At 66.9% G+C, this 13,144-nt stretch carries 8 protein-coding genes and 1 pseudogene; 3 read left to right on the top strand and 6 right to left on the bottom strand.

All coding sequences use genetic code 11. The annotated features are described in order from the left end of the window. The first annotated feature begins 79 nt into the window (after window positions 1–79). Window positions 80–1,251: pseudogene (locus RGU41_RS04220) on the top strand (MFS transporter). Between the two features lie 41 nt (window positions 1,252–1,292). On the opposite strand, the gene RGU41_RS04215 reads toward RGU41_RS04220, so the two are convergent. Further along, window positions 1,293–3,782 carry a transglycosylase domain-containing protein gene (locus tag RGU41_RS04215; protein ID WP_322135636.1) on the bottom strand — a complete coding sequence of 830 codons (2,490 nt, stop codon included), beginning with the start codon at window positions 3,780–3,782 and terminating at the stop codon, window positions 1,293–1,295. A 209-nt stretch (window positions 3,783–3,991) separates the two neighbouring features. Between RGU41_RS04215 and RGU41_RS04210 the strand changes: the two genes are divergently transcribed. Beyond that, complete coding sequence (locus RGU41_RS04210; protein ID WP_322135635.1) at window positions 3,992–6,280, top strand: putative bifunctional diguanylate cyclase/phosphodiesterase; 2,289 nt, start codon at window positions 3,992–3,994, stop codon at window positions 6,278–6,280. Window positions 6,281–6,289: 9 nt separating this feature from the next. Here RGU41_RS04210 and RGU41_RS04205 read toward each other — a convergent pair whose 3' ends face one another. From RGU41_RS04205 to RGU41_RS04190, 4 genes are all read right to left on the bottom strand, one after another. Further along, window positions 6,290–7,057 carry a glycosyltransferase gene (locus tag RGU41_RS04205; protein WP_322135634.1) on the bottom strand — a complete coding sequence of 256 codons (768 nt, stop codon included), beginning with the start codon at window positions 7,055–7,057 and terminating at the stop codon, window positions 6,290–6,292. After that, on the bottom strand, window positions 7,054–8,478 hold the full coding sequence (locus tag RGU41_RS04200; RefSeq protein WP_322135633.1) for a bifunctional PIG-L family deacetylase/class I SAM-dependent methyltransferase: 1,425 nt from the start codon (window positions 8,476–8,478) through the stop codon (window positions 7,054–7,056). Before RGU41_RS04200 ends, RGU41_RS04205 begins: the two co-directional genes overlap by 4 nt. After that, window positions 8,472–9,566, bottom strand: coding sequence for an acyl-CoA dehydrogenase (locus RGU41_RS04195; RefSeq protein WP_322135632.1), 1,095 nt, complete (start codon window positions 9,564–9,566; stop codon window positions 8,472–8,474). Before RGU41_RS04195 ends, RGU41_RS04200 begins: the two co-directional genes overlap by 7 nt. Window positions 9,567–9,750: 184 nt before the next feature. Further along, the gene (locus RGU41_RS04190) at window positions 9,751–10,224 is read right to left on the bottom strand and encodes a MarR family winged helix-turn-helix transcriptional regulator (protein ID WP_134447496.1); all 474 of its coding nucleotides are present in this window, start codon (window positions 10,222–10,224) and stop codon (window positions 9,751–9,753) included. Window positions 10,225–10,570: 346 nt separating this feature from the next. Between RGU41_RS04190 and RGU41_RS04185 the strand changes: the two genes are divergently transcribed. Then, window positions 10,571–12,094 carry a chloride channel protein gene (locus RGU41_RS04185; RefSeq protein ID WP_322135631.1) on the top strand — a complete coding sequence of 508 codons (1,524 nt, stop codon included), beginning with the start codon at window positions 10,571–10,573 and terminating at the stop codon, window positions 12,092–12,094. Window positions 12,095–12,166: 72 nt separating this feature from the next. Here the strand turns inward: RGU41_RS04185 and RGU41_RS04180 are convergent, their stop codons facing one another. Further along, window positions 12,167–13,060 (bottom strand): glycine betaine ABC transporter substrate-binding protein, encoded by an 894-nt coding sequence (locus RGU41_RS04180; protein WP_134447492.1) that lies wholly within the window; start codon window positions 13,058–13,060, stop codon window positions 12,167–12,169. Between the last annotated feature and the right edge of the window lie 84 nt (window positions 13,061–13,144).

Raw genomic sequence — 13,144 nt, 5'->3', positions numbered from 1 at the left:
CACCGCGGAGACCTCAGGTCCGGGCGGCTCCTCCCCTGCCTCGGTCTCGCGGCCGCCGGTAGCGGCCCGCCGTGCCCGCATAGCGGTCGGCGTGCTCTTCTTCACCAACGGTGCGATCTTTGCGAACCTGTTGCCGCGCTATCCCCAGATCAAGGCCGACCTCGGCCTCACGAACGCGGAATTCGGCTTCGCGGTCGCCGCATACCCGCTCGGCGCGCTCATCGCCGGGTTGACGGCCGGGATGCTCGTGCGCCGGTTCCGCTCCTCCCGGGTGGCGATCGTCGCCACGGTGTTCACCGCGGTCGGCATCCTGCTTGCCGGGGTGGCCCCGGCCTGGCTTCCGCTCGCGGCCGGATTGTTCCTGGCCGGCGCGATGGACTCGATCACCGACGTCGCCCAGAACTCACACGCGCTGAGGGTGCAGCGACTGTACAAACGCTCCATCCTCAACTCGTTCCACGCTGTCTGGAGCATCGGTGCGGTATCCGGCGGCGCACTCGGGTCCCTCGCCGCCGGGCTCGGCATTCCCCTGGCCGTGCACCTCACGCTCTCCGCCGTGCTGTTCAGCATCCTGGCCGCGCTGTCGTACCGCATGCTCCTGTCCGGCCCCGAACCGGACGAGACGCGTGCCGCCAATGTTTCGGCCGGCGTGCAGACGCGCACCGGACGAGCGGTGGGCGTGTTGGCGAAATACGCGGTGCTCCTCGCCCTCGTGCTCATCGCGGCGTCGGGGCCATCGTCGAGGACGCCGGCAGCTCCTGGTCGGCCATTTACCTCTCCGTCGACCTCGGCGCATCAGCCTTCGTCGCGGGCCTCGGCTTCATCGCGCTCCAGGGCATGCAGTTCATCGGGCGGATGCTCGGCGATCGGCTCGTCGACCGGTTCGGCCAGCGCGCGGTCGCGAGAACGGGCGGGGTGATCGTCTGTGTCGGCATGGGAAGCGCCCTCCTGGTCCCGTCGGTCCTGGGCACCGTGGTCGGATTCGGCCTCGCAGGACTCGGGGTCGCGACCCTGATCCCGGCGGCCATGCATGCGGCGGACGAGCTTCCTGGCTTCCGCCCTGGCTCCGGGCTGACGATCCTCGCCTGGCTTCTCAGGGTCGGTTTCCTCGTCTCGCCGCCCGTGGTCGGCGCGATCGCCGACGCGTCCTCGCTCCGGCTCGGCCTGCTCGTCGTGCCTGTGGCCGGTGTGCTCACCCTGCTGTTCGCCGGGGTCCTGTCCGGCCGGGAGCCTCGCGGGCCCAGCAGCTGATCTTCTCCTCGCGCCGAAGTGAGCGCAGACAGTGCGCCGGCTCAGCCTCCCGCGGCGGCCAGCCGGCCGACGACGATCGTGACGGCATCCCCAGGTCTGGCGGCGCTGCCGGCCGGTGGCGACGTCGTGACGACCGTGCCGACGAGAGCGGGGTCTTTCACATCGGTTTCGTTCTTCACCACGGTGAAGTTCGACAGGGCGGCGCGGGCTTCGACTTCACGTTTGCCCGAGACGTCCGGTACGACGACGAGCGCGGCGTTGCTCGTGCGCACCGTCACGGCAGCGCCGCGGGCCGCGCTTGCTCCCCCACCGGGCTCGGTGTTCGCGACAACGCCGGCAGGCAGCTCGGAGTCGATGGTTCCGCCATTCACGAAGAGGAAGCCTGCGGATTCCAGGGTCGACTGCGCCTGGCTGAGGCTCTTGCCGCGGAGGTCAGGAATGGACACCTGGGCGGCGTTGATCACCGCGCCGGAGGCCGCGGGAAAGGCAACGCCGGGATACTTCGCATTCGCGACGCTCATCACGTCCGGCCACATCCGATGCCGTGCCGTCGCGGCCTGCTGGCCGTTGAAGGAGGTGGTGCGCTGATCCCTGTCACCCGTGACGCTCATCACGCCGGCGACGGTGGCGACGGTCGTGCTCGCCCCGCTCATCCAGGTGTCCTTGTTGCCGTCTGTGGTCCCGGTCTTGCCGATCATCGGCGACTTCGGACTGGTCGCCTTGAACGAGGCGGATCCGGTTCCGCTCGCCATGACCTGCTGCATCGCGGTCGTCATGCCGGCGGCGACGTTCGGATCGACCGACTGGTGGCACGCCGACTGCGGCACGGCAAGCGCCGTTCCGTCGGAGCCGGTGATGTGGTCGATCACGATCGGGCTGCAGGTGGTGCCCTTGTTGGCGATGCCGGCGAAGGCGACCGCCATGCTCAGGGGCGCGACCTCGTTGGTGCCGAGCACCGCTGAGGCACCCTGCTCGAGCGGGGCGCCGTCGGCGCGCGTGACGTCGAAGGCCTCGGCGGTCTTGCGGATGCCGCACAGGTCGAGTTTCTTGGCCATGCCGATGAAGCCGGTGTTGATGGACCCGATCGTCGACTGCAGGGCGCTGTAGTTGGCGCCGGATTCGTTCGAGTCGTTCTTGGGGTTGTAGCCGGGGAAGCTCACGGTGCCGCCGGTCGCGCAGCTGTCGCGGAAGGTGCCCCAGTTGGCCTTGCGCCGGGAGTCGACCCGCTCGTTGAGCGAGTGGCCCTCGGTCAGCCACTCGGCGAGGGTGAACACCTTGTACGTCGATCCGGGCTGGAACCCGTGGGAACCGCCCTGGTCGACGTTGGTGTTGTAGTTGATCCCGGTCAGGTTCGACCCGGTGATCGGCACATCCGGGTCCTGGCTGTAGTCCTTGTTCTGCGTCATGGCGAGAACCTTGCCGGTGCCGACTCCGACGCTGACGATCACGCCACCGACGTCCCAGCCGGGGTAGGTGTCAGGAACGTTGGCCTTCATCGTGGCCTCGGCGGCCTGCTGCATGTCGAGGTCGAGGGTCGTGTAGACGTTGAACCCGCCGCGGCGGAAGTTGGCCATCCGGGTGGTGTCGTCGGCTCCGAAGGTCGGGTCGTTCTGCAGGGTATTCACGACGAGGTCGCAGAAGAAGGCACTGCCGCCGGCGGTCTGGCAGCCGGTCGAGGGCACGTGGATGCTGGGCTCGATGGCCGTGGCGATCGCGGCATCGTGGTCGGCCTGGTTGATCTTGCCGTACTTGAGCATCTGGTCGAGGATGTAGTCGCGGCGGTCCTTGTTCGCGGCGTAGCCGTTCGCGGCGCCGTTGGTCTCGCTGTCGGGCTGGTCGAGCTGAAACTTGACCGGGTTGTTCACGATCGCGACGAGGCTCGCGGCCTGCGGGAGCGTCAGCGTCGCCGCCGTCGAACCGAAGTAGTACTCCGCGGCGGACTCGATGCCGTAGACGGTGCCGCCGAAGCCGGTGATGTTCAGGTACTGGCGGAGGATGTCGTCCTTCGCGTACTTCTTCTCCACGCCGATCGCGAGGCGCATCTCCTTGAGCTTGCGATCAGGAGTCTTGGCGATCGCGGCGTCATAACAGTCCGACTTCTTCTGCGTATCCGTGAGCACTTCGCACTTCTGCACGAGCACGTTCTTCACGTACTGCTGGGTGATCGAAGACCCACCGCGAACATCACCGGTGGCGACAGTCGTGACGATCCCGGTCACTGTGCCCTGCAGGTCGATGCCGCCGTGGTCGTAGAACCGGGGGTCTTCACCGGAGGTCGCGGCATCCTTGACGAACTGGTTGATCGCATCCGAGGCGACCTCGACGCGGTTCTGGTCGTAGAACGAGGCCAGGAGATAGGGGACGCCGGTGCTCGTGGTCGCGTAGATGTTGCTCTTCTGCGAGAGCTGGTCGATCTTCAGGTAATCGGGCAGGTTCTCGAAAACAGTGATCGCGTTTGTCGCAGCAAGGCCGGAGAGGCCCAGGGCGGGAGTAACCGCGGCCGCCACGAGAACACCGGCAACGACACTCATCCCGACAAAACCCAGCAATCCGCCGACCGCTTCAAAATTCCGCCTGGTATTTGGTTTTCCGTACACGTATCCCCCAATTTTATGCCCGGCCATGCGGCAAATTCGCTGCCGCACTGGCTCCCCCGGGACCAATCTATCCCGAAGATGCCGCACGCCGGGGTTCATTTCGAAGGCGACCGACGCAGCTAGGTTTATCGAGAGGGAGATCTATGCCAGCCGATACCAGCACGGAGCGCGTCAGCGCGTCTCGAGGGACGAGCCGATTCGGCCGATGGCCGAACTGGACCCTCGGGCTGATTGTGGCTGCCTTCGCTGTCGCCACGATCTTCGGTACCGCAGGCGACGTGAGTTCGCTCGTACTCGGATTCTTCGCGTTGTGGATTCCCGTCGTCGTGTGCTGGATTGCGATCGGCCGGACACGGTCCCGGCGCAGGGACCTGCACCTGATGACCGCCGCCGTGACGGTCCTGGCGGCCGGAGACACGTTCTTCGCACTGGCGACGACCGGAGGCGAATCCCTGCCGCGTCCGTCCTGGGCGGATGTCGGCTTCCTCGGCTTCTACCCGCTCATGTTCGCGGCACTCGTCGTTCTCGCGAGGCGCACAATCCGGGGTCTCGCGTCTCCGATCGTCCTGGACAGCGCCGTCGGGTCTCTCGGTGCGGCCGCCCTGTTGGCCGTGCTGCTCGATCCGATCCTCAAGGCGGCCCTCGCGACCCCGGGATCGTTCGCCACGACCGTCGCATTTGCGTATCCGCTCGGAGATGTCCTGCTGGTGGCCTTCTTCGTCGGGATTGCAGCCTCCCACGGCACCTCCATCGGCCCGGGCTGGACCCTCCTTGTTCTCGGTCTCGCTGTCTTCACGGCCGCCGACATCATCAGCGTGTCCCTGCACCTGAACGGCCTCTACGTCATCGGCAGTCCCCTCGACATCGGCTGGCCCCTGAGCCTCGCCCTGATCGCGTCTTCGGTCGACAGGGAGGCCCGCCTCGGCTCGCACCCTCGCCAGTCGACGTGGGCGATCCCCGAACAGACGGTTCCCGCGATCGCCACGGCCGCGGGTCTCCTGGTCCTGATCATGGGAACCCAGCTGAAGATCTCTCCGCTCGCCGTCGTCCTGGCGGCCCTGACCCTCACCGTGGCGGCACTGCCCCTGATCTTTCGCCAGCGCATCCGTATTGCGGATGCGCATCGCCAGGCGCGGACCGATGAGCTCACGGGGTTGCCCAACCGCCGCGCCCTCTACGCCGATGTGCCCGCCCGGCTGGCCGCGAATCCGCACCGGACGAGCGCGCTCCTCCTTCTCGACCTCGACAAGTTCAAGGAGGTCAACGACAGTCTCGGTCACGATGTCGGTGACCTGCTCCTGTTCCAGGTCGCCGGCCGGATTTCCGGTCAGCTGCGCACCGAGGATCTCTTCGCGCGCGTAGGCGGCGACGAGTTCGTGATCTTTCTCGACGGTTCGGATTCGGTCAGGGCGGAAGCGGTGGCCTTGAAGCTGCGCGCGACCCTGGCCCAGCCGTTCATCCTCGCGGGCATCTCGGTTCAGGCCAGCGCCAGTATCGGGATCGCCGGGTACCCCGACCAGGGCGAGGACCTGACCATGCTGCTCCGCAAGGCGGACATGGCGATGTACACGGCGAAGGCGACCCACAGCGGCCACCACGTCTACCGGGGCACCGACGACAATCACGGGGAGGATCGGCTGCACCTGCTCGAGGAGTTGCGCTTCGCGCTCGTCGATGACCAGCTGGTGCTGCACTACCAGCCCAAGATCGACCTCAAAACCGGGGACGTCTGCGGGGTCGAGGCCCTGGTCCGCTGGAACCACCCGACGAGGGGTTTGTTGCAACCCGACGATTTCCTCGATCTCGTCGAGGAGTCAGGGCTGATGCATGCGATGACCGAGATCGTGCTGCGTGAGGCCCTTGACCAGGCCGCAACCTGGTCTGGCCAGGGCCGGACGCTGACGATGGCGGTCAACATGTCCCCGAGTTCCCTGATCGACACGGTGCTGCCCGAACGGATCAGCGCGATGCTGTCGTCGCGTGGTCTGTCCCCCACAGTGCTGGTCCTGGAGATCACCGAAGATTTCCTCCTCTCCGACCGGGAACGCGCGCGCAGCATCCTCACCCGGTTGCAGGCGACGGGAATTCGGATCTCCATCGATGACTTCGGGACCGGGTACAGCTCCCTGGCGTACCTGCGTGACCTGCCGATCGACGAGCTCAAACTCGACAAGTCCTTCATCATCCCGATGAAGGACGATCCTCGCGCAACGGCCCTCGTCGTCTCGACCATCGACATGGCACACAGCCTCGGCCTGCGCATGGTGGCCGAGGGCGTGGAGGACGCTACGGCATACTCGGAGCTCATCGGCTACGGCTGCGATGTCGCTCAGGGCTTCCTGATGTCCCACCCTGTGCCTGCGGCCGAGCTGGAAGACTGGATCGGCGCGAGAGCGTTGGATGGAAGCGCTCTGGGCCACATATCAGGCTGAGTGATTCGCTCACGGGAGGCCGCCGGCGTCGTCGACCTGCAGAACACCCGTCTCCATGATGACGGGGAGGCGAGCGGTCTGAGCGCGCAGGTAGCCGGCGAAACCCCCGGGCGTGCGTCCGACGAGTCGCCCACTCGTACGAACCGGGATGCGTGCCGTGCGGATCTCGCACACCCGCAGCCTCCGCAGTGCCGCGACGAGTGCAATGTCCTCGTCGGTGTCGATACCGGGGAATTCCCCGGCAGCGAGGTACCGGTCTGCCCGCACACCGAGATTGGCCCCGTGCACGTGCGGATGTCCCTCGACGAGCCACTGCTCTGCCGCCCAGCGAGCGCGCATTTCGCCGTCGAGGCACTCGTCCGGCTCGACGGTGCCGAGAACAAGATGCACATCGTTCCTGGCGAAGGCAAGCTGGCTCGCGAGCCAGTTCTCCGGGACGGCTGAATCGGCATCCGTCGACGCGATCCAGGTACGACCCGTGAAGTCCGCCGGGGTCTTCAGGACGCCGCGGACGCCCGCACGCCGTGCCGCACCGACGCCTCCCGTGTTACTGCGGACCAGATGCACGCCCGGAAAACCCGCGGCAATGGTCTCGGTCCCGTCCGTACAGCGGTCGAGCACGATCACGACCGACACGATCGGCGGCGCCGGATCGAGGGTCGCGACCACTGGCTCGATCGCGGCCCCCACCGCGGCGAGGCACCGAGGAAGCAGTTCCTCCTCGTTGTGCGCGGGGATGACGATGACCAGGTGGTCGATTTCACCGGGCCCGATCATGGGACGAGTCCCTCGTGCTGGGCCACGGATCGTGCCGGCTCGGGCTGCCACACCTCGAGCAGGAAGTCACTTTCGCGATGCTCGACGGTTCGCACGAGGCCGGGCACCGTCGCGAGCATGTCGTGGACCCGGTCGCCGCTGAGCGGATACTCGGGAACCGGATGCCTCCAATGGCAGGCGAGGAGGACTCCGCCGGGGGCGAGGCTGCCCCGGCAGCGCTGGAAGAACCGTTCCAGGTCTGCGGTCGCCAGGTAGTAGCCGACTTCGGATACGACGATGAGGTCGAAGACTCCGGAGGGCCATTCACCGGGCAGGGTCATCCGTGCGAAGCGGACGCCGGGGCGCCCGGCGAGCCGTTCGCGGGCAATCGAGAGCGGTTGCTCCGCGATATCGACGGCCATCACGGTGTCGCACCGGGCGGCGAGGTCGGCCGTGAGTACTCCGATCGAGCAGCCGAGCTCCAGGGCGGCACCGAATCGTTCGCGCGGCAGCGCAGCGAGGGTCAGCGCGCGTTTCCGACGTTCGTACCAGCGCGTCTCGAAGCCCCACGGGTCTCGCGCCTCCCGGTAGAACTCGTCGAAGAAAGATCTCGCCAGGCTCGCCGTCCCGCTCGCATCCGGGGACGGTGCCTCCGCTGCGGTGCCGTCGACGAAGATCTCGAACCCCTCGCGAAATGGGCGGCCATCGCCGGCGGCACGACGGCCTCGTCTCCGGGTTCGTCGGACAACGGCAGCACCTGGCTGCGGTGCAGCGCGAGCGCCTGCAGCTTCCGCGCGTGGTCCTCGGGAGAGAGATCGAACCTGCGGATGAGGCCCAGCGGCCATTCCCCGTCCGGTTGTCGCCCAGTGCCAGGCCCAGATCGGTACTTCGAGCAGGCGGGCGCCCGACCATGCCGCTCCGGCCGCTGCCACGTCGCCGGCGAGCGCGTGGTCGGGATGCCCGTCGGCCCGCCACGGTGCGACAATCCAGGTGCCCGCGGCTGAGCCTTCCGTGATCGTCTCCGCGCCGGAAGACGGCGGCCCGAGCACGGATGCCAGCGCCCGCGCCGCCGCCTCCCTGTTCCTCTCGAGGTCGCCGTCCGGCAGTCCGGCGAAGTGCAGGCGAGCGGATGGCGCCAGGTGCGCCACCGCATCCGTCACCTCTGTCCTGCGCACACGTGAAAGGCGACCCTGGCTATGCGTCGGGGATTCCGGGTGGGACGCTTCACCGTCGCTGAGGACAAGGACATCGACCGGGATCCCGCGTCGCGTCGCACCGGAGAGGAGCCCGCCGGCACCGAGGGTCTCGTCGTCGGGATGCGCCGCGACGATGATCAGCCGGGCGAGGTCGTCGAGGTCAAGCGGCGCCGCAGCCGTGATCCAGGGAGCGCCGGCCCAGGCCTGCTCGGCAGTGCCGAGGTCCCGGTGGCTGAAGATCACCACGGTGAGACTCCGCGAGCACCATCGAGCAGCAGAGCTCCAAGCCTGGCCTCGTCGCGCTCAGCGTGATGCTGTCGAATGTACAACTGCAGATCGGCGACACGCTGGGCGTGGCGCGCGTCGAAGGCCAGGGGTTCCGGCCCCAGGGCATGCCCGGCCCGCTCGATCACCCGCTCTGCGGTGCGCGCGACGATCCCCCGCACGCGCGCCGCACGCACGGCCCCGAGTGTGCCGGTCGCGGTCCCGTCGTCGATCGCGCTCGCAGCGGCCGCGAGTGCCTGCCCCGATGCCGTCAGCAGCATGTCAATCGCGCCAAGATGAGCAAGACTGACCTGATCCGGCGTGCGTTCCCCGGCCTCCCGGTAGACGCGTCTGGCGACGCCGACGGCCCCGCCCCACCAGCAGGCTGCGACCCCGATCCCTCCCCACGCGAAGCCCGGTCGATCGAGGTACCATCCGTCTGCGCCGACCGGCACTGCCGGAACGCCGCGAAAGTCGACCGGACCACTCGGAAGCGATGCGAGTCCTCTGGCCACCCAGGAGCCGTCCGACGCCGTGATTCCCGGCACGCGGAGGTCGACGGCGAACAAGCGACGCGTGGTCTCCGAGGTGTGCGCGGTGACGAGCGCGTGGCTGAGGGCGCCGGCGAGCGAGCACCACGGCTTGACACCGTCGAGCCGCCAGCCGGACTCGGTCTGGCGCGCCTCGAGGCGCGTGCCGCGTCCTTCCGCCGCGAACACACCCCACGTCCGACCGTTCCCGGATTCGACGTGGATTCCACTGCCGGACTCAGCGGCCTGTTCCAGGATCGAGAGCGCATCCAGGTGCGCCTCCACGACGCGGGCAGCGGTCAGGTCTGCCGCCGCGACCGTGGCCAGCGTGTCGAAGAGCCGTTCGGTTCCCCCGGAGCCCGGTCCCGCCCCGTCGAGCCGAACGCCGAGCGTGATCGCCAGTCGCAGGGCCGCCTGGGTGTTCCCGTTCACCTGGAAAGCATGGTCGGCCACCGCGCGCAGGTCTTTGTCGCCCGCGTCCAGCGTCGACCTGGCCAGCCGAACCGGCTCGCTCGTGTTCGCAGCGTTCGACTCGCTCACCACGCCACACCGAACCCGGCCAAGGCCATACTCTTCCCCCATCTCACAACTGTTCATCGTGCGGAACGGCTGGTCGGATCCCCAGTCGCTCGCTCGTGCCGGCAGCACCATATCAGGAACCGAGGAAACAAAAGAGTCCCAGACGGGGAGAACTTGACACCGATCTGTCTTGAGTTGGAAGCGTTCAGAGCCCCAGGGTCAGCAGATCCGCGGCCTGGGGCTCCCCTGCCGCATCCGCGAATGCTTGCAGTGCGTGTTGAAGCACGGTCCGTCGATCCGGCGTCATTCTCGACAGGATGGTGGAGATATCCGACCGGCGTCGTCCGGTGGCGTCGTCTACGAGTCGCCTGCCACTCTCGGTGAGTTCGAGGAGGACCTCGCGCCGGCTGTCGGGGCTGGCCGCCCGCTCCACCCAGCCTCCGGCGACCATGCGATCGACGAAGCGGCTGAATGTCGATGGGATGACTCCCATTCGCTCCGCCACAGCGCCCATCCGGGTTGGGCCGGTCGAACTGAGCAAGACCAGGACCCGGAACTGCGGCAGGGAAACGACGTCCAGCGTTGCCACAACCGAGCGGGCAACGACGCCGAGCAAGGCACGGGAGGCGGCAAGGGTCGCGTCGGCCGCTCGTGCGTCGGCTTCAGTGAGGACGTCCATCGGTCAAACCCCGTTCCAGGCAAGTGATACCGTGATTATTGCACACATGCAACAATTGTCTAATTGCACATTACGGAGCCTGATGGCACAGCCCACTCTGAGCCTGCGGGGACGAATGAGATCCCTCTTGTTGGAGCCCTTGCACACGTGGTTCAACCGGATCCTCACCGGCTCCGGACGACTCATTTTCATGTCTGTCGTGGTTGGCGCAGGTGTCGGTTTCGGCGCAGTTGCGTTCCGTTGGCTGGTGGCCACCGCGACTCTGATTTTCACGGGAACGGTCGATTACTCAGCCTCCGTCGGCCATCCGGCAAATCCCTGGGTTCCGTGGTTGGGGGGCGCATTCGTGATCGTCGCTCCGGCCATTGGCGGTCTCCTCTACGGCCCCTTGGTGAACAAGTTCGCACCGGAAGCCCGGGGGCATGGCGTTCCAGAGGTCATGTACGCCATCACCAAACGGGGCGGCCGGATTCCCGGCAAAGTTGCGATCGTCAAGTCGCTCGCTTCGGCCATCACAATCGGTTCCGGTGGGTCGGTGGGTCGCGAGGGCCCTATCGTCCAAATCGGGTCAGCACTCGGTTCCACACTTGGCCGGGCAGTCCGGCTGCCCGAATCCCAGCTCAGAACCCTCGTCGCGTGCGGCGCCGCAGGCGCGATCGCAGCCACGTTCAATGCTCCGATCGCCGGAGTCTTTTTCGCCCTCGAACTGCTGCTCAGGGATTTCGCCGCCCGTTCCTTCGGCGTGGTCGTCCTTGCCTCAGTGACCGCATCGATCGTCGGCCGCTCGATCCTCGGCGATCACCCCTTCCTCAGCCTGCCGACGTTCACCATCGTCAACCCGTCTGAGTTCACGCTCTTCGCAGTGCTTGGACTCGCGGCAGGCCTGACCGGAGTCGGGTTCACGAAGGTCCTGTACGCCGTGGAAGACCTCTGCGACTGGGCCTGGCGGGGCAAACCGGAGTGGTTGCGGCCGGTCTCCGGCGGCCTCGTGCTCGGCCTGGTGCTCTTTGCCTTGCCCCAGATGTACGGGGTCGGTTACCCGGTCCTGGAGAAGGGCGTCCAGGGCGGCTATGCCCTAGGCTTCGTTGCGCTGTTGCTCGTCGGCAAGGTCGTTGCGACGAGCCTGACCATCGGCATCGGCGGCTCCGGAGGAGTGTTCGCACCGTCACTCTTCATCGGAGCGATGCTCGGTGCCGCATTCGGCGACGTCGCCGGCATGGTGTTCCCCGTGTTCGCCGGGCAAACCGGAACGTTTGCCCTGGTCGGCATGGGCGCGGTCTTCGCCGGGGCAACGCGGGCCCCGATCACGGCAGCCATCATCCTGTTCGAACTGACCGGGGAATACTCGATCATCCTTCCCTTGCTGCTCGCGATCGTGATCGCGACGGGCGTGTCCCGGCTTCTCAGCAGGGACACGATCTACACCCTCAAACTTCGTCGCCGCGGCGTGAGCGTCGACGGTGGTCCCGGTGGCATCCTGCTGCATTCCACGCTCGTGCGTGAGGTCATGACGGATGCTCCCGATGCGGTGAGTTCCCGGCTCACGCCCGCCGCAGGAGCGCGGATACTCATCGATTCAGGCAAACGCGCCCTGCCGGTTCTTCATAGCGACGGAACGTTCATCGGAATCGTGACCGTCGCTGCCATATCCGACTCCCTGGGCAACGATGACGACAGTAGCGCGATCACCCTCAGTGCCCTGATCGAGACGCCCACTTCCGCGAGCCCCGATGACACGCTGGACAGTGTGCTGGATCGGGTGCTTGCGGCCAGCGAGAGCGATGGCCTGCCCGTCGTCGATTCGTCCGGAATGCTCCGCGGCTGGCTCACGCTCAATGCCGTTCTCCGAACTGTCACGGCCAGGCCCTGAGACGGCAGGCTTCCGCACCCGAACGCACGAACGGCCCGTGCCGGAGCACGGGCCGTTCGTCACAACAGTGGCTTACTTGGTGAGCGAGTCCACGTAGCCCTGATTGTCCGCGATCCACTTCGCAACGATGGGGCCGTAGTCCTGGCCGTCGTAGTCGACGAACATCGCGGTCTCGAGCGAGTACAGCTGATCGAGGTCCATCTTGTACCCGGACAGCCACTTGGTGGCCTGCGGGAAGTCAGTGCCGAAGTCCTTCTTGCCGTAGGCGTGGATGGTCTCCGTGGCCCCCAGGGTGCCTTCGGGGTCTTCGAGGTTCTTCAGGTCGAAGGAGCCATACGCCCAGTGCGGCTCCCAGAGGGTCACGGCGATGTTCTCGCCGGTCTTCGCGGCCGCCGTGAGCTCGGTGAGCATCGCGGCGGTCGACGAGGTCTGGTAGTCCATGTTCTCGAGTCCGTAGGTCGGAATCGTCTTGTTCGTGACGGCCTCGGTCAGGCCGGCCCCCGGTTCGATTCCCACGATCTTGTTGCCGAACAGGTCGGCGTTGGCGGCCAGTTCCGCGATCGAGTTGATCGGTGCATCCGCGTTCACGGCGATGGTGTTCTTCGCCTCGGTGTTCCAGGCCGCGAGTTCGGTGATCTTGTCACCGTATTGCTTGAGGTACGTGGCGTGGGTGTTCGGAAGCCAGACGTCGAGGTTCACGTCGTAGTCGCCGGTGGACAGCCCCGCGTAGACCGCGGCGACGTCGGCGTACTCGAGTTCGACGTTGTAGCCCTGCTTGTCCAGAATGGCCTTCCAGAGCTCGGACGCCGCGACACCCTCGTCCCAACCGTTGAACACGGCGATCGTGAGGTCTTTGTTGTCGGAGTTGCCGTTGCCGACGGTCTGCGCGGGTGTTGCTGCACAGCCCGTGAAAGCGAGAAGCCCGACGGCTCCGAGGGCGATGATGCTGAGGGAACGGTTCTTCATGTGTCTTCCTGTCTTGTCACCTGCTGTGGGTGACCGGGGTTGACGGATGCGCCGGGCGGCCGAGGCGGCCGGGTGCGACACGGA

Origin of the sequence: Cryobacterium sp. 10C3, assembly GCF_034314285.1 — a bacterium.
Lineage (GTDB): Bacteria > Actinomycetota > Actinomycetes > Actinomycetales > Microbacteriaceae > Cryobacterium > Cryobacterium glucosi.
The sequence above is the reverse complement of the archived record's forward strand: the minus strand, read 5'-3'. Positions and strand labels throughout refer to the sequence as shown.

Excerpts from the sequence above, each read along its gene's own strand:
- RGU41_RS04215 (WP_322135636.1), bottom strand. The coding sequence starts at position 3,782 with ATGAGTGTCGTTGCCGGTGTTCTCGTGGCGGCCGCGGTTACTCCCGCC.
- RGU41_RS04210 (WP_322135635.1), top strand. The coding sequence starts at position 3,992 with ATGCCAGCCGATACCAGCACGGAGCGCGTCAGCGCGTCTCGAGGGACG.
- RGU41_RS04205 (WP_322135634.1), bottom strand. The coding sequence starts at position 7,057 with ATGATCGGGCCCGGTGAAATCGACCACCTGGTCATCGTCATCCCCGCG.
- RGU41_RS04190 (WP_134447496.1), bottom strand. The coding sequence starts at position 10,224 with ATGGACGTCCTCACTGAAGCCGACGCACGAGCGGCCGACGCGACCCTT.
- RGU41_RS04180 (WP_134447492.1), bottom strand. The coding sequence starts at position 13,060 with ATGAAGAACCGTTCCCTCAGCATCATCGCCCTCGGAGCCGTCGGGCTT.